This is a genomic window from Anaerotruncus sp. 1XD42-93 (genome assembly GCF_009917605.1).
Taxonomy (GTDB): Bacteria; Bacillota; Clostridia; order Oscillospirales; family Ruminococcaceae; genus Anaerotruncus.
This window is the reverse complement of the sequence record NZ_QZEG01000002.1, coordinates 56,255-72,492: the sequence shown is the minus strand read 5'-3', so window position 1 is coordinate 72,492 and position 16,238 is coordinate 56,255. Positions and strand designations below refer to the sequence as shown.

Below are 16,238 nucleotides of genomic sequence, written 5' to 3'. Positions count from 1 at the left end.
AACGTCATAGAAAAACGCATCATCCAGAACTGGATGATGCGTTTTTTATGTTTCGTCGATCATCTTTTCACAAAGCCTGCGCAACAGTGTAGAAGCGGAGGACAGCGCCAGACAGAGCGTCAGAAGCTGTTCCCGGTCGGAGAGATCCGGTTCGGAGCCGAACGTCTCCAGCAGAACCTGTTCCAGCTGTCCACGCAGGTTCTCTTTCAGTGCGAGTGACGCTCCATAGGCGCAGGCAAATCCGGAAAAATCCGCTTCATGGGCAGTAAGGGTGCGAATATCCGACATGGAAAGCGTCTGTTTCAGATTTAACACACAAAGCAGCTGAAAAACCTGCTCCCGAGAATATTTCTTGCCTTTCACAGGCATAATAAGCTGTTCCTTGCTATAATTGTGAATCATCGACTTGGTGAGCAGCTTGTCCTGCGGGCGGCGTTTGTTGGCAGAAAGCCCATCCTCCACCAGCGTCAGAATCTGATCCATATACAGATCGATCGCCGGGATCGACTCCACCGGGAGATTGGCGTCGGAAAATGCCTGTTCCAGCAATTCAGGAAATGATTTCATGATCTTACCTCACTGATTGATCTTTTTTGCCTCTATCATACCTCAAATCAGATTCTTTTTCAATCATATCTTGCAATTTCCTATGATATGCAGTATAATAATCCTATAAAGTAGTTTTAAAAACCATATTATAAAATATCAAAAACGAGGTGATCCTATGCCACACATCTTTTTAAAAGCACGTGACCCTATCAGCAGCTATTCTCATTTTATCGGCGCAGGACTTTCCGTCCTAGGGCTCGCGGTGATGATCCTGCATCTGGCTGTCTCTGGCCCGGTTTCCTTGATGACCGTGATTTCGACCCTGCTTTTCTGCCTCTCTCTGATCGCACTCTACAGCGCAAGCGGATTTTACCATTTTTCCCGGGCTTCTGCCCGTATCATCGCCCTTCTGCGCAAGCTCGATCATGCGATGATCTACGTGCTGATTGCAGGAACCTATACCCCGGTACTGCTCAATCTGCTCCCTCCCACCAAGGCAATCCTTTTTACCAGCGCGATCTGGGCGGTTGCACTCGGCGGGATCGTAATGAAGCTCTGCTGGATCAATGCTCCTCGCTGGCTTGGCACCTCCCTCTATCTATTGCTTGGATGGGCCATTCTGATCGATCTTCCCGCAGTTGGTACCCTGCCCGCCCCAGGGATTGCGCTGCTCCTTGCAGGTGGACTCTGCTACACTTTTGGCGGTGTGATCTATATGCTCAAGCATCCCAATTTTTCAAAAACATTCGGATTCCACGAACTGTTTCATATTTTTGTAATCTTAGGGAGTATGTTTCACTATTTTATGGTGTTGTTTTTTATCGCCTGATGGTATTTCCTCTCCTGATGTGGTATAATTAAGATGCTTGAACCCGATTCTGTTTTCAAGCATTGGGCATATGCTATATGCCCGCTGACTGTACAAGGCGAACCCGATCTGCCTTTGGCGGTTCCCTTCTAGGGGAAGGGTTCGATTCCGGGATGCAAACAGATGAACACAATAACAACATAGGAGACGGCAAAAATATGGATTTCAAACTTGGTTATGGAACGCTCGGATTGATCGCGCTGCTGCTTACCGCAACGCTGATCTGGTATCAGGTCGAAAACGCACCGCTTGAGGTCCCTGCCGTAATCGAGTTTACCCCGCCGCCGGTGCTTGACCCTTATCCTGAACTGGCTGGCGTAAAGATCAATATCAATACTGCCACGGCAGAGGAGCTGGACCGCCTGCCAGGAATCGGCCCGGCAAAAGCGCAGGCAATCCGTGAATATATCGCTTCTCACGGACCGTTTGTCTCTGTGGAGCAGCTCCTTGAGGTCGACGGAATTGGTAAGGAAACGCTTGGGGAAATCCGCAGATATATCACCTTGGAATAGAGCTGATCCATGCCCTGATTACAGCCCCCCCTGCTCCTCGGAGCGGAGGGGATTTTTGCAGCCAGATCTCCGAAAGCCTGTCTTTATCCCTTGTCTTTCCACCCTCAATATGGTACTATTTTCAAAAAAGGGAGATGGTGCGATGGACGTAAAGACCCAAAAACAGCTTTTGGAATATCTTGGCCCCGAATATGAACCCAAAGTGATTGATGGCGAACCCTGCCTGTATAGAAGGCTGAACGAGCTCTATGAGATCGAAATTTCCCGGTCCGAATCTCTGTTCCATACATATGGTGTCTATATCTGGCATCTGCTGCGTGAAGGGCGCTGCCCTGTAGAAATGGTTGACATGAAAAGCGATATTTTCAGCCGCTCCACTCTGAAAAAACATCTTGATGCAATGGTCAGCCAGTATCAGAACCGGGTCTGATACCAAACTGACCGCCCAAATACCAATCCTGGAAACAGGATTGGTATTTTTTATGGAAATAACCGGTTTTCCAAACAAAAAACAGGTTTCCCCTTGAGATTTTCCACCGCCTGTGCTATGCTTAACAGCAATGTGGCTCCAGCCGCAGCCTGGCAACCATGATGCATTCTGTGCATCCGGTGAATTGACTCTACCATGGAGGACGTTGCTATGTCTATTTTTTTTGATGAAAAAAAACAAACATTCCACCTATGCAACAACGAAATCAGCTATATCATGGCTGTCCTTCCAAACGGGCAGATGGGACAGCTCTATTTCGGGAAACACATCCACCCAGAACGGGATTACTCACACCTGCTGGAACTTGCAACCCATCGGCCGGTCACCGCCTATCTTCGGGAGGACGACCGCACCTTCTCGCTGGAACACGTCAAGCAGGAATATGGCGTTTATGGGACAACCGATTTCCGGCAGCCCGCAGTCGAGATTTTGCAGGAAAACGGAAGCCGTCTGTCTGATTTCCGTTACAAAGGGCATCAAATTGCCTCCGGGAAACCCCGTCTTGCCGGACTCCCCGCAACCTATACCGAGCGGGATGACGAGGCCGAAACCCTGACATTGACATTGGAGGACCCTGTTACCGGTATCACGCTCGAACTGCTTTATACCATCTTTTCAGAGGGAGGTGCTGTCGCGCGGAGCGCCCGGTTCACCAATCGTGGTAAAAAGGCGGTCCATCTGCTCACTGCGATGAGCCTCTGTCTTGATCTGCCGGACTGTAATTATGACTGGATGCAGTTTTCCGGTGCATGGGCGCGGGAACGGCATCTCATGACTCGAAAGCTCACGCCGGGAATCCAGTCGGTCGGAAGCCGGCGCGGCCACTCCTCTCCCCATCACAACCCGTTCATCGTTCTAAAACGTCCTACTGCAGATGAATTCCAAGGGGAAACGATCGGTTTCAGCCTAATCTACAGCGGCAACTTTCTGGCACAGGCCGAAGTCGACACCTACAATGTCACCCGTGTGCTGCTCGGCATCCACCCATCCGGGTTCGACTGGAAGCTCGAACCACAGGAGTCGTTCCAGACTCCCGAAGCGGTTATGATCTACTCGGATAAAGGCCTGAACGGCATGAGCCAAAACTTCCACCAGCTCTACCAGACCCGCCTCGCCCGGGGCATCTGGCGTGACCGGGAGCGCCCGATCCTGATTAACAACTGGGAGGCCACCTATTTCGATTTCACCGAGGATCGGTTGGTTGAGATCGCCCAGAAGGCCATGGAATGTGGCGTCGAACTCTTCGTGCTTGATGACGGCTGGTTCGGCAAGCGCTGCAACGACCATGCCGGGCTGGGGGACTGGGTTGCAAACCCTGAGCGGCTCCCAAATGGAATATCAGGGCTTGCACAGCGCATTGAAGCACTTGGGATGCAGTTTGGGCTCTGGTTTGAACCGGAGATGATCAACAAGGACTCGGAGCTCTATCGCGCCCACCCAGACTGGCTGCTGGAAACACCCGAACGCCCCGCCTCCCACGGACGGTTTCAGTATGTTCTGGACTTTTCCCGTAAAGAGGTGGTTGATCACATCTACCACATGATGGCCAAAATTTTGGAAGAAGCGAACCTTTCCTACATTAAATGGGACATGAACCGCAGCATCACCGAATGCTTCTCGAATGCGCTTCCCGCCGACCGCCAGGGCGAGGTCTTTCACCGGTATATTTTGGGCGTTTATGACCTGTATGAGCGTTTGACCTCCCAGTTCCCGGAGGTTCTGTTTGAGTCCTGTGCGAGTGGCGGCGGACGTTTCGATCCCGGTATGCTCTATTACGCGCCGCAGGCTTGGGCCAGCGATGACTCGGATGCGGTCGAGCGGTTGAAAATCCAGTATGGCAGCTCATTCTGCTATCCGATCAGCAGCATCGGCAGCCATGTCTCGGTTGTCCCGAACCATCAGGTATTCCGCATCACCCCGCTGCACACCCGGGCGAATGTCGCCTGCTTTGGTACTTTTGGCTACGAGTTGGACCTCAACCAGCTGACTCTGTCGGAACAGGAAGAGGTTCGCCAGCAGATCAACTTTATGAAAGCACACCGCCGCACCCTTCAGTTTGGCCGGTTCTACCGCTTAAAAAGTCCGTTTGAGGGCAATGTGACCGCATGGATGTCGGTGAACAGGGATCAGTCCGAGGCAGTTGTAGGATGGTACCGGGTGCTTAACGATGTGAATGCACCATTTACCCGGATCCGTTTGCAAGGGCTTGACCCTGACCGCTGCTACCAGATCAATGACAGCGAAAGTTTCTACGGGGATGAGCTGATGTACGCAGGATTGATGATCAGCGACCCCTCTGCCGGAGAGGTTCCGGCTGGCGGGACCCCAAGCTGCGATTTCGATTCGCGTATTTTTGTCCTGAAAGCACTCTGACAGGCAAACGCTGCCTCCAGACAATCCATACCGGGGCAGGGCTTCCGGCAGCCTGCCCCGGCGCCTATCGTCCTACGAGCAGCTTTTGGAGCGATTGGCAGTTATTTTACCCTCTGTTTTAAAGATTCACCCATCTCTTTGATGAAATTTACCGAAAGATGTTGAAATTTTCTATATTTTTTTGTAGAATAGAAGGGGACGTTGTTGAATCCAACTCTTTTTGCTTTCTGTTCGAGGAGAAAATGGTGTTTTTCCCACAGCAATGCCGGCTGGCATTTCCAACGGGGGAAACGTGATTTTTGTTGAATACACCCTTGTTTTCAGCAAGATGGATTCTCTTCCCGGAGAGGTGCAACGCATCGAAAGGATAGGTTATGAAAATGAAAAAAACGATGAACCAGTCTACAAGATCCTATATTCTGAATGGTTTTTCCATTCTTGCCCTGTTGATCACAGCACTCCTGCTGTTGTTTTACAGCAATATGAACAGTAGGCTTTATACTGCAAACCAGGAGCGGTTTGATCTAACCTACAATGCCAACCGGTTCATGAACGGTTCATCTTATCTGACCAACGAGGTACGCGCTTATGCTGCAACCGGGGATACAGTCCACTATGACAACTACTGGAATGAAGTCAACAATCTGAAAAACCGGGATCAGGGCGTCGCGGCGATGCAGGAAATCGGCATTACCAAAGAGGAACAGACGCTGATTGATGCAATGTCCAACCTTTCCCAAGAATTGGTCCCCCTTGAAGAAAATGCGATGGAAAATGTCAAGGCCGGTAACATGAAGGAGGCCGTTGATTATGTTTACGGGAAGGATTACGATGCGGCGATTACACAGATCAACAGTCTGAAATCCCAGTTTCTTGAGACATTAGATTCCCGTACCTTCGCAGAGGTACAGGGACTGCTTCAGCTCTGTAATGTCATCAAGGTTGCCATCTTTCTGGCACTGGCGCTTGTCTGCATCCTTTTGGTGGTAAGCATACGATCCACTCAAAAACGGGTTCTGCGTCCGCTTGTGATTATCCGCGACCAGATGGGGGAAATCTCCAGCGGAAATCTTTCCTCCGAGTTTCCTCTGGAATCTGATACCTCCGAAATCGGGATGCTGGTGAAAGCGATCCACGAAACCAAACGGGATCTGAAGACCTATATCCATGACATTGACTCCAAACTTGCACAAATGGCAGATGGAAAGATGAATCTTGCGATCGATCTGGATTACCATGGGGAATTCCTGCCTATTCAGAAGGCGATGCGCCAAATTCTGGATTCGCTCAACAATGCGCTTGCGCAGATCCATGTGACTGCTGAACGGGTGTCTGCAAGCTCGGAACGGATGGCGTCCGGTGCTCAGGTTCTCTCTCAGGGCGCAATGGAGCAGTCTGCGAGTATTGAAGCGCTTGCATCCAGCATCCAGGAGCTGTCTCACCAGGTAACCAACACCTCCGAAGATGCCGAAACTGCCCATGCCTGTTCGACCCAGGCGGCAGGCGCACTGATGGTCTGTGACCAGAAACTCCGTACCCTGATTTCTGCTATGCAGGACATCTCAAATGCGGCGAGCCAGATCGGCGGGATCATCAAAACCATTGAGGACATCTCGTTCCAGACCAATATTCTGGCACTCAACGCTTCGGTGGAAGCAGCTCGTGCCGGTGAAGCCGGAAAGGGCTTCGCAGTTGTGGCAAACGAGGTGCAGAGCCTGGCAAATAAGAGTGCGGAAGCTGCGCAGAACACCTCCAATCTGATTGAAAATTCGCTGCGCATGATTAAGCAGGGGACCGCTTTGACCACAGATACTGCCAACTCGATGGACGAAGTGATGACAGGGGCGAAAAAAGCAACCGAACTGATCGCGCAGATCGCCGAATCTGCGGTACAGCAGGCGCAGTCGCTCAACCAGCTGACCAGCGGCATGGAGCAGATTTCCAGCGTGATCCAGACCAACAGCACCACCGCTGAAGAATCCGCACAGTCGGCACAGGAGCTTTATGGTCAGGCCGATGAGTTGAAGCGCGCAGTTCAGCATTTCCAGCTCCGGGAACAATCTGCTGTCGGAACCGGGTATCTGCGATGATTCCGGCACATAGCTGAAAACCCAAAACAAACCGAGATGCCGCGCCATCGTTTCAAACGGGTGGCGCGGCATCTCGGTTACACGGGTTCTGCCGGGAAATTCATAGGATTAGTTCGCAGCTTTCAGACGAAGGCGCAGTTTGTCGGCAATCATTGCAACAAATTCCGAATTGGTCGGCTTTCCGCGTCCATTGTGGATCGTATAGCCGAAATAGCTGTTAAGCGTGTCCACATCGCCGCGGTCCCACGCGACCTCGATCGCATGACGGATGGCACGTTCCACGCGCGAAGCGGTCGTATCAAACCGTTTGGCGACGGTCGGATAAAGCAGCTTGGTTACCGAATTGATCATTTCAGGAGATTTGACCGAAAGTATAATCGATTCTCTGACATAGTGGTATCCTTTGATGTGTGCAGGCACACCAATCTGATGGATGATCTCGGTGACCATCAGTTCAAGGTCAGGCTCGCTTGCGGCGGTCGTTTCCGGCAGGCCGCTGGCGGTCGAAATCGTTCCTCCCGCGATCTTGACGATCCGCTCAACCATCTGGTCGACATCGAACGGCATCAAAAAGAAGTAACAAGCTCCGGCGCTCATGACTTCCTGTTCCAGCATAGGAGTGCTAAATGTAGAAGTCACCATGAAGCGCGGCGGATGTAACAGCCCCATCTCTTTGACCGCTTTCATGACGCCGATTGCGTCTAACTGAGGCATAAAAATGTCCATCAATACGACCTGAGGCAACGCCTCTCCAACTACGCGGGTAACAGCAAGCCCGTCACGAGGAGCGGTGATCGTCTCAAATCCATAGGTCCGAAGCGCCAGTGCGCATTTACTGCAATAATCCCCATTACCTTCAACAATCAGCACTTTTGTGTGCTCTTTCATCCAGCTCTCTCCTTAATCTCACGTCCCTGTCGGTATTTTACCATGATTTCCGGCACATTACAACGGCATTTGCAGACGAAAGCTTTATAAATTTTAGATAAAACTTTGTTCAAATTACCGCGTGTTTTTATGACTATTTTCGACTCCCTTTGACATTTTTTCCATATTTTCTGCAAAAATCCCGTATCCTCGAGTAGGATCGTTGACGAAAACGTGCGTAACTGCCCCCACCAGTTTCCCATTTTGCAGGATGGGGCTGCCGCTCATTCCTTGTACAATCCCCCCGGTTTTTGCCAAAAGCTGTGGATCGGTCACCCGAACAATCATGTTTTTTGTCGGATTGTTCTCGGTAATACTCACCTTTTCGATCGAAATGGTGTATTCCCGCGTCTGCCCATCGTCCAGTGTGCAGAGGATTGATGCGGGACCTTCGGTCACCTCATATTTCATCGCCAGCGGAACAGGTTTCGCGTTTCGCAGTGGGCGCTCTCCTACCCCAAAAATTCCAACCTGTGAGTTGATGAGCAGTTCCCCGGTATGCTCCCCGGTGAAGCTGCCGCGCAGCTCGCCTGGTGAACCGCTCTCGCCGCGGTTCACCCCAGTGATCTCTACCCCGACAATTTCACCTGAATGCAGTGGCATAATGTCCCCAGTATCAACATCGCAAATCGCATGTCCCAACCCTGCGAATACGTTGCTGGTCGGGTTATAATAGGTCATGGTGCCAATCCCGGCTGAACTATCCCGCACCCAGATGCCGGCGCGATAAATACCGTCATCCCCCCGGACCGGCTGCAGATGGAGGAGCATCTCCTCCCCTGAGCGCTCCAGTTCGACGCTGATCTTCCCGCCCGAGCAGGAGGAAACCACTGCCCCAACATCCTCATTGGTCTGAACCGACTGCCCATTCATGGAGGTAATGATATCCCCCACCTTAATTCCTGCTTCTTTTGCCGGATTTTGAGAGGTGCCGCCGCTGGCAATGTCGCTCAGACCGACCACAATCACCCCTTCGGTAAACATTTTAATCCCAAATGGGTTCCCTCCCGGAATGACCATCTCGCGATCAACCACCTGCACCTGCACCTGCTTGATTTCTACCCCATACGGCAGTTTAAGGTTCACATTATAGCTGTTGCCCGGGGCAGCATACGCTTCGGCCGGCAAGCTCCCCTGGCTGCTTCGGGTGGTGATCGGAAGGCTGGAACGTATGTTGAGGGTTTCTCCCGCCGCTACATAGTAGTGGTCGGGCAGGACCGCCTGTGTATAGAGAGCGACCGACTGCACCGCGACAATCGCAAGTGACAGCAGCTTCGCAAACCGTTGATATTGCTTTCTCATCGGATGATTCCCCCTACAATTTTTTTGAATGTCTTTCATGCCTTTACTGTTCCACCCCGCACAAATTTTATAGCGGGGAATAACTGCAAGCATTTTCGCCAGAGGGAAAAATGGCTGCTCGCCCCGATCCGAAATTTTCCGTAAAAATTTTGAAAAAGCATGGTGAAACGGTTTATGTTATGTTACAATATTCGAGGACAGCCGACAGAACCCGCTTATCATACAGTTTTGGGGCGAGTCGTCAACGGCAGACCAAAACCGGGCGGAACGTCTGCCAACTTTCCAATATCATTTTCACAGTGCGTGAGCGTTATAATCGAAGCATTTGGTCAGATTCTATAGCCATCGAATCTGCCTGCGGGCTTTTGCCGTATAAAACTCGTACTTATTTTTATCTATTCTGGCTATAAGTACGGAATTGAGAACAGAACTGTAATAGGTTGTCCAGTCAGCATGTGAAAATTCCTATTTTTAAAAATGGGAAGTAAAATTTCCCATTTTATTGCAGAGAGGTGTCGGTAGATGCGGATTGCCATTGTTGGGTCTCGAGATGTAAAAGGGTTCACCCTCGAGCGGATGCTACCGCACATTCCGCCGGAAGCTACTGAACTGGTAAGCGGAGGCGCATATGGGATTGATCAGATGGCAGAGCAGGCTGCTCAGATTCTGGGACTGCCTATCCGGATATTTCGTCCCGACTATAAAACCAACGGACGCCTCGCACCGCTCGTCCGCAACCGACAGATCGTCGAATATGCCGATCAGATTTATGCGTTCTGGGATAATCAATCCCGTGGAACCGCATATACGCTTAAACTCTGTATCGAGCAGGACAAACCGTTTCGGATCATCCCTCTGAAATAATCCGATAGGATGCCCCCAACAAAATCAAAAAGTTCGGCAAAAAAACAACGTCCTCGAAGAGGGACGTTGGATTTGTTATTGGGTGAAACTATGCTGAAGTGTTGGTCGGCCTGCATAACAGGTTTGTTCCCTGGTGTCTTGTTCTGCGAAGCCTAGTCCTCAATTCAATTTGACGTAAGTGCTGTCAAGTGGTATAATAAGCTATCGTACTAATGGTTATGGTCGGACCGGCACATGGGTGCTGCCCTGTTTCCATCCTGGTGGACAAGGATACCGCAATGGAATGTCCAGCAACTTTTGAATATCGGAGGTCACACATAAATGAAGAAACTGCTTTCCACCCTGCTCGCCTGCCTGGTTGTTGCAGGCTCTCTTTCCGCATGTAAACGCACGACTCCCGAGCCGGAGCCTTCCAGTTCTGCCCCGGAGGAACCGCCGGTCGTCAGTTCCATCTATCAGGATGGCGCATATTCGGTTAAATATTCTGTGCCCGCTGGGGACAGCACCCTCGATTACCTGACCATCTCGGTTCTGGACGACGAAATTACCGTCCAGGATTATGGCTTTGAGCCGTACGAGAACCCCGACGCTTCCGAACCGGCGGACGAATCAGAAGCAGCTGTGCAGCCAGAACCGTCTTCTTCATCCGAACCGGAAGGTGAAGATACCGAGCCGGTCGACTACGCTGCCGAGATCAAATCGGCCTATCGGGCGGCAGATGGCGATCTCGATACCATTGAGCCGGTGGAAGGGGCCGAAGAACACAGTTATCGGTTTGTGCGGATGATGCGTACTGCACTCGAATCCGCCAAGGAGGGAAATACCTCCACAGTTACCATCGGCACCCGGTTCCTGGATGGCAACTATGAAGGACGAATGGAGTCCGCTAATCGCGATGGATGGCAGGAATTTGTTACGCTGACCGTCTCAGGCGGCGAAATCACCGAAATCATCTATAATGCATCTGGCGAGGAGGATTCCTCCAAACTGATTACCGAAGATTCCGAATTGAACGCGCAGGCAGACGGCCCTGCTGATTACTACCCGGCGATTGCGCAGAGCTGTCTTGACAATGGTGGAGATTTCTCCAAGGTGACTGCCCCGACCAATGGCGGCGCAGCGACCAAAACGTTTGGAAAACTCATGCGTGCATTGACTGCACAAATGACTTCAGGCGGTGAAAGAAAGATCGCTGTTTCTCGTCTCGCCGATGGCCTTTACACTGCCCGTTTTGCGGACTTTGACGAGAACGGCTGGAAAGAATACGTTGTACTCAAGATCAAAAACGGCAAAGTGACGGTCGATGAGTTTGACGCAATCTCCGAGAAGGATGATGCAGCCAGACGCTCCGCCGATACCGCACTTTCGGATCGGATGCGAGAGGCCACTGGCCTTTCCTACAGCGATGCTGTTTCTGCACTTGTGAATAACTGGGAAAAGGCTGAAAATGATGTTACCCAGGTGGACAATGTCGCAGGTGCTACCGTCTCTTCGAACAGTTTCAAACTGCTGGTTGGCCAGCTCCTCGCCACAGCCGCTGTAGAGGGAAATGCGGAAGTTCCCATTGAAGTCGAGCGTCTTCCGGAAGACGCCGAGGAATAAGAACCTGTATTCATAATCAGAGGATGCCGGATGGGCGAGGGATTTTGCTGCCCTGCAAGGCGAAAAAACGCAGACAATACTTTGTGTATTGCAAGATTTTTCAACGCGGCAGGCTGACAAAAAAACCGCTCAGACGGTGTCGAATGGTTGTGAATACGGGTTCTTAATGCCAGGATGTTGGTCTGGAAAGCAATATCCTTAATTACTCGGGTGATTTTCTCAATCTCAGCAGAGGAGTGGGCGATATTGTCCATAGCACTGGTCAGTCCGCACATTGAAGTGATCCCCAAAAGTTAGACAAAGTTTGAGACAAGAGATTGTTCAAGGAGCCGAAAGGGCTTGTTGTCTGTGAAGCGCAGGCGGCAAGCCCTTCAGCTTTGCCTTGATACGGCAGTTGCTGTAGTAATCAAGATATTCCAAGAGTTTTTCCCAAACATCTTTTCTGTGCCAACGGATGAACCTCTGATGAACACTGCCCCACTTCCCGTAATCGGGAGGCAGGTCACGCCAGGGCGCTCCGGTTCGCAATACCCAAAATATCGCATTGATAAAACGGCGGTTATCCTGAGCAATCCCGCCCCACTGGCCTCGTTGCCCCGGCAAATGTGGTTCGAGCAACTCCCATACTTTATCGTTTATATCATGTCTGTGATAGGATGCATCCATCTTTCTGTCCCCTGTCTTTTTAAAATAGTTCCATTCTATCACAATTCCCCCATCTTATATAGATGCTATCTATAAAAATGCAGAAAATATACAATATAGATTGGGATACTGTTCAAAAAGGCAGTGCTCAATTGAACAAGCCATAGAAAGCGGTATACTGGTATTCAAATGAATCAAAGGCATTATTATGACCATCCTGAAAAAAATGAAGCATTGTTTTCGGGGCAAGCACGCAGCCTCAGCGCTGGAGAAGCATTCTGCCTTGCAGATGGGCGGCTGGAACGATTATAGGCAAATTTTTCCCGGTTGCTGACATTTCCAAAGAAATATGCTATAATATTCGATAAATCTGCTTGGAATGGATTTTGTATACTTGAAAATCGTTGCAAAATTCCTCATTGCATTGATGATGTAATTCTGTAGTCGAAAAGAAAGGATGCTCAACTACTGTGTTCAGAAGAAAACTGCTCTCTTTTATGCTTGCTCTTGCGCTCCTGCTGCCGTTTGAAACACTCCCTGTTCTGGCCGCCGAGCAGCCTGAAGACACACTGAAAATCGAAACCACCGGCGAAACACTGCCAGGAACATCGGTCTACCGTTCCCCTGTAACCCTCACCCTTTCGGCTGAGCCAGGCGTACGGGAGGTTCTGATTAAAGAAGATGGGTTATGGATGTCCCTTTCGCTCGGCGAGGACGGGACATGCACTCTTAACTTCCAGAACGATGGTGTATACCGGTTCCGATTCTGCACCGAGGACGCCGATGGCCTGCGCAGCAAACCGCAGGATGTTTCGTTTATTATTGATGTTCAGCTTGCCGGTGTGCTGGATGCCTGCCGCGCGCTTCCCTCGCTTGACGCCTCGAATGACCAGATGGTTGAAGCCCGGCGTGCGGAGATCATGTCAGTACAGGGACAATTCAGTGACCTGACCGATGTACAGCGCGCCTACTTCCCTGCTGACGAAGAGGAGCACCTTTCTGTGCTTGTGCGGTGGTTGAACCGTATGCGTCCCGGAATCGACGTTTTCCCGCCCGAAACACCGCTGGTAGCAGTTTCGGAAAAGAAAATCGGTGACTCAAACATCTATCCCGAGGGCACACAGATCAAAGTCTACACTGAAATCATGCATGACGTCGACCATATGGCGATCCGTCGCGAAGATGGCGTCTGGCAGCCGATCGAAAAACAGTGGGATTCCTACATAGAAACCTTCAAGGAGCCGGGGGTCTACACCTTCGACATCTGCTCCCAGGATGCCTACGGTAACCACAGCCCTGCCCGCGAATTCACCATGATTATCTCTACCGAGCTTTATGAGTTTATGCAAAAGGCAGAGGTCGCTGTTGAGCTTGACGCAGAACAATCCCTGCTCGACTATTACGCACTGGATATGCGAAAGCGCAGTATGGTTGGGCAAACCATCTGGCGGCGGCTGTCCACCCTTTACGAGATCAACTGCAATGTGACCGGGGTAACCTGGAAGGCTGAAGTGGATGGACAGCCAGTCGATGCGATTGGGATGCTGCGCGGCTTCCCATTAGGCAACGCCGTCTTTTCCATCGACGGCGCAGAGAGCGCACGTACCCTTCCCAATATCACCAAGAAAATCTTTTATGAATATTCGGTCACTTTCCAAGATGCGAAGAATGGAGAAAAAAAAGATCCTGCCCAACCGGTACTAATCCGGCTGGGCATCCCCCCCTTCCTGCGCAGTCACAAGGGGGTTGCGGTCTATGACAGCACAGGCAATGCGGTCGAATCCCGCATTCGTAGCGAGGACAGCGGCCTGGTGCTCGAGTTTTTGGCCGCACGTTCAGGCGCCTATTATTTCGCCGCAGATTCCTGAAGCTCACTGTCATTTTTCCTAAAAATCCGGTTTTCAATTTGTCGAAAGCCGGATTTTTTACACTACTGTTCATACTGTACAAAACTATAGATTGACTGTTTGTAAATTTTGTGATATAATATCTGAAAAATGGATATTAGATTCGAATTATGTTCGGGATGACACGGAAATAGGTTTCGTGTCGCAATCAAACGGTCATTTTTAAGGTTGGATATTTGGATATATTTGGGTTTGTCTGAAAACAGTGAAATGCAAACTATCGGTTTTTAGACGGCTCTCAGGAAAGGGGGCGGGTATGGCATTCAGATCCAGCCTGCATTTTGCAGAAAGGTCGGTGCAGCATGTATCGAAAACAAAGCAATTCAGATTTTTCTATCGTGATTCCAACATTGACGCTCTCGGCTGTGATCGCTGGGACTCTCATCTTTTTTCCAGATACGGCCAGGCGGATCATCTCCATGCTCTATTCCATGGTGGTCGGTCAATTCGGCTGGATGTATATCCTCGCATGCCTCACCTCGTTTGCTTTCCTTGGATGGGTGACCTTCTCCAAGTTCGGGGACATCACCTTTGGCAAACGGGGAGAAAAACCTGTCTATTCCAACTTCGCGTGGGCAGGGATGCTGTTCACCTCCGGTGTTGGATCGAGCGCGGTCATACTCGGGTTCGTCGAACCGCTCTATTACCTCAAAGACCCTGCACTTTCAATCGAGCCGTTCAGCGAGCTGGCGTATGAATACGCCCATATGTATGGACAGTTTCACTGGGGACTGAGCGCCTGGGCGTTCTATATCCCGGCAATTACCGCCATCGGATTGATTGTTTTTAAAGATAACGAGCATCTTCTGCGGCTTTCGGTGGTCAACAACCATCTCCATCCTGGAAGCATCAGCCGATTTCTGGGAAAATGTATCGACGTGCTTGTCATGTTCGCGATTCTTGCAGGAATTTCCACTTCACTGGGGTTAGCTGTCCCGGTCGTCTCCAATCTGATCTCCGGACTGTTCCGCATCCCGAATACCCTGCCCTTGCAGATCGTGATCCTCATGATCTGGATTTCGATTTTCACATTCAGCGTCTTTCGCGGCCTGGACAGAGGGATTAAGCTCCTTAGCGACATCAATGTTGTTCTGTTGATTCTCTTTGGATCTGTCCTGCTGATTCTCGGGCCGACCATCGACATCCTGAAGATGGAGGTCAACAGCATCGGTCTGTATCTACAGGATTTTGTCCGAATCAACACCTGGCTCGACCCATTTGGAAGTGGGGAATTTCAGGAGATGTGGACGATCTTTTACTGGGGCTGGTGGCTGACCTTCATGCCGCTCATGGCGCTTTTTATCGTCCGTACCTCGCGCGGACGCACGCTGCGCAGCGTCGTCTGGCAGCAGATGCTGTGGGGGACCCTCGGCTGCTGGTTCTGTTTCAGCATCTTTGGCGGATTTACGCTCCATCTCCAGCAGACCGGTACCGTCGACTATGCCGCGATGCTTGAAACGCAAGGGCAGGAGGCAGTTGTCGTCTCGCTGCTGCGTGCAATGCCGCTCGCCCCGCTGATGATCCTGCTCTTCTGCCTGTTGGTTTTTATCTTTCTCGCCACAACGATTGACTCCGCCGCCTATATCCTCGCGAGCAGCAGCGCCAAAACCCTTTCGGTTGACAGCCAGCCCAGCCGGCCAATGCGCATCTTCTGGGCCGGAGTGCTTGCGGTCCTCTCGATCGGCCTGCTGGCCATCAATGAGCTGAAAGCGGTTCAGACCATTTCGCTGATCGCCGGACTGCCGATGATCTTTGTCCAGTTTTACATGGTATTCGCGGGATACAAACTGGTCAAGCGGTTCGGTGCGCCAGCAGCGCAAAAACGTGACCGCGCGCGGGAGATGGCCGAATGAATGGGTTCTCCGGCTGGTTCGACCGAACCAGCGGTTATGCGCTTCATCGCATCCATGCTGCCCCCCTCTCAGGCTGCTGTAAAGAAGCCCGTCCGGACGGGCGCGTCGCTCGGATCCCCGGCCTGCCGCAGCCTTGCCCACTCTATCAGTGCGCATTCTGCGGCAGGCTCTACGCCCGCTGCCAAGACGGATTTCTCCCGATCGACCATCCTCTCCGCTACCAGATTTTTTCCCTAAAATAACCAAAAAATCACCC

General features: G+C 51.1%; 14 protein-coding genes and 1 pseudogene. 10 read left to right on the top strand and 5 right to left on the bottom strand.

All coding sequences use genetic code 11. The features are described from left to right. Positions 1 to 45: 45 nt before the first annotated feature. Complete coding sequence (locus D5269_RS01225; protein ID WP_016315388.1) at positions 46 to 567, bottom strand: DUF1836 domain-containing protein; 522 nt, start codon at positions 565 to 567, stop codon at positions 46 to 48. Positions 568 to 724: 157 nt separating this feature from the next. Between D5269_RS01225 and D5269_RS01220 the strand changes: the two genes are divergently transcribed. The 5 genes from D5269_RS01220 (at position 725) to D5269_RS01200 (ending at position 6,882) form a co-directional block, all read left to right on the top strand. Next, a complete protein-coding gene (locus tag D5269_RS01220) occupies positions 725 to 1,378 on the top strand; it encodes a hemolysin III family protein (RefSeq protein ID WP_120481742.1) in 654 nt (217 codons plus the stop codon). A 197-nt stretch (positions 1,379 to 1,575) separates the two neighbouring features. After that, positions 1,576 to 1,929, top strand: coding sequence for a helix-hairpin-helix domain-containing protein (locus D5269_RS01215; protein WP_016315386.1), 354 nt, complete (start codon positions 1,576 to 1,578; stop codon positions 1,927 to 1,929). A 142-nt stretch (positions 1,930 to 2,071) separates the two neighbouring features. Further along, entirely contained in the window at positions 2,072 to 2,359 is a 288-nt protein-coding gene (locus D5269_RS01210) for a hypothetical protein (protein ID WP_016315385.1), read from the top strand. 210 nt (positions 2,360 to 2,569) lie between these two features. Further along, positions 2,570 to 4,792 (top strand): alpha-galactosidase, encoded by a 2,223-nt coding sequence (locus tag D5269_RS01205; protein WP_120481740.1) that lies wholly within the window; start codon positions 2,570 to 2,572, stop codon positions 4,790 to 4,792. Between the two features lie 380 nt (positions 4,793 to 5,172). Further along, the gene (locus D5269_RS01200; RefSeq protein WP_120481853.1) at positions 5,173 to 6,882 is read left to right on the top strand and encodes a HAMP domain-containing methyl-accepting chemotaxis protein; all 1,710 of its coding nucleotides are present in this window, start codon (positions 5,173 to 5,175) and stop codon (positions 6,880 to 6,882) included. A gap of 108 nt (positions 6,883 to 6,990) precedes the next feature. Here the strand turns inward: D5269_RS01200 and spo0A are convergent, their stop codons facing one another. Then, complete coding sequence (spo0A, locus tag D5269_RS01195) at positions 6,991 to 7,770, bottom strand: sporulation transcription factor Spo0A (protein ID WP_016315382.1); 780 nt, start codon at positions 7,768 to 7,770, stop codon at positions 6,991 to 6,993. A 114-nt stretch (positions 7,771 to 7,884) separates the two neighbouring features. Continuing rightward, complete coding sequence (spoIVB, locus tag D5269_RS01190) at positions 7,885 to 9,111, bottom strand: SpoIVB peptidase (protein ID WP_158604801.1); 1,227 nt, start codon at positions 9,109 to 9,111, stop codon at positions 7,885 to 7,887. 522 nt (positions 9,112 to 9,633) lie between these two features. Between spoIVB and D5269_RS01185 the strand changes: the two genes are divergently transcribed. Both D5269_RS01185 and D5269_RS01180 read left to right on the top strand, forming a co-directional pair. Continuing rightward, entirely contained in the window at positions 9,634 to 9,975 is a 342-nt protein-coding gene (locus D5269_RS01185) for a hypothetical protein (RefSeq protein ID WP_120481736.1), read from the top strand. Between the two features lie 321 nt (positions 9,976 to 10,296). Next, positions 10,297 to 11,577: an FMN-binding protein gene (locus tag D5269_RS01180; protein ID WP_120481734.1), complete on the top strand. Its 1,281-nt coding sequence runs from the start codon at positions 10,297 to 10,299 to the stop codon at positions 11,575 to 11,577. 164 nt (positions 11,578 to 11,741) lie between these two features. Here the strand turns inward: D5269_RS01180 and D5269_RS01175 are convergent. Together D5269_RS01175 and D5269_RS01170 are read right to left on the bottom strand one after the other, a co-directional pair. Continuing rightward, a pseudogene (locus D5269_RS01175) lies at positions 11,742 to 11,843 on the bottom strand (methyl-accepting chemotaxis protein); the annotation flags it as partial. A 55-nt stretch (positions 11,844 to 11,898) separates the two neighbouring features. Continuing rightward, on the bottom strand, positions 11,899 to 12,243 hold the full coding sequence (locus D5269_RS01170) for a transposase (RefSeq protein WP_347707278.1): 345 nt from the start codon (positions 12,241 to 12,243) through the stop codon (positions 11,899 to 11,901). Between the two features lie 449 nt (positions 12,244 to 12,692). Between D5269_RS01170 and D5269_RS01165 the strand changes: the two genes are divergently transcribed. The 3 genes from D5269_RS01165 (at position 12,693) to D5269_RS01155 (ending at position 16,224) form a co-directional block, all read left to right on the top strand. Next, positions 12,693 to 14,090 carry a hypothetical protein gene (locus D5269_RS01165; RefSeq protein ID WP_120481732.1) on the top strand — a complete coding sequence of 466 codons (1,398 nt, stop codon included), beginning with the start codon at positions 12,693 to 12,695 and terminating at the stop codon, positions 14,088 to 14,090. Positions 14,091 to 14,431: 341 nt separating this feature from the next. After that, the gene (locus tag D5269_RS01160; RefSeq protein ID WP_120481730.1) at positions 14,432 to 15,982 is read left to right on the top strand and encodes a BCCT family transporter; all 1,551 of its coding nucleotides are present in this window, start codon (positions 14,432 to 14,434) and stop codon (positions 15,980 to 15,982) included. Continuing rightward, positions 15,979 to 16,224 (top strand): hypothetical protein, encoded by a 246-nt coding sequence (locus tag D5269_RS01155; protein WP_016315376.1) that lies wholly within the window; start codon positions 15,979 to 15,981, stop codon positions 16,222 to 16,224. Before D5269_RS01160 ends, D5269_RS01155 begins: the two co-directional genes overlap by 4 nt. The last annotated feature ends 14 nt before the right edge of the window (positions 16,225 to 16,238 follow it).

Coding starts and splice junctions, on each gene's coding strand:
- D5269_RS01225 (WP_016315388.1), bottom strand. CDS start 567: ATGAAATCATTTCCTGAATTGCTGGAACAGGCATTTTCCGACGCCAAT.
- D5269_RS01220 (WP_120481742.1), top strand. CDS start 725: ATGCCACACATCTTTTTAAAAGCACGTGACCCTATCAGCAGCTATTCT.
- D5269_RS01215 (WP_016315386.1), top strand. CDS start 1,576: ATGGATTTCAAACTTGGTTATGGAACGCTCGGATTGATCGCGCTGCTG.
- D5269_RS01210 (WP_016315385.1), top strand. CDS start 2,072: ATGGACGTAAAGACCCAAAAACAGCTTTTGGAATATCTTGGCCCCGAA.
- D5269_RS01205 (WP_120481740.1), top strand. CDS start 2,570: ATGTCTATTTTTTTTGATGAAAAAAAACAAACATTCCACCTATGCAAC.
- D5269_RS01200 (WP_120481853.1), top strand. CDS start 5,173: ATGAAAAAAACGATGAACCAGTCTACAAGATCCTATATTCTGAATGGT.
- spo0A (WP_016315382.1), bottom strand. CDS start 7,770: ATGAAAGAGCACACAAAAGTGCTGATTGTTGAAGGTAATGGGGATTAT.
- spoIVB (WP_158604801.1), bottom strand. CDS start 9,111: ATGAGAAAGCAATATCAACGGTTTGCGAAGCTGCTGTCACTTGCGATT.
- D5269_RS01185 (WP_120481736.1), top strand. CDS start 9,634: ATGCGGATTGCCATTGTTGGGTCTCGAGATGTAAAAGGGTTCACCCTC.
- D5269_RS01180 (WP_120481734.1), top strand. CDS start 10,297: ATGAAGAAACTGCTTTCCACCCTGCTCGCCTGCCTGGTTGTTGCAGGC.
- D5269_RS01170 (WP_347707278.1), bottom strand. CDS start 12,243: ATGGATGCATCCTATCACAGACATGATATAAACGATAAAGTATGGGAG.
- D5269_RS01160 (WP_120481730.1), top strand. CDS start 14,432: ATGTATCGAAAACAAAGCAATTCAGATTTTTCTATCGTGATTCCAACA.
- D5269_RS01155 (WP_016315376.1), top strand. CDS start 15,979: ATGAATGGGTTCTCCGGCTGGTTCGACCGAACCAGCGGTTATGCGCTT.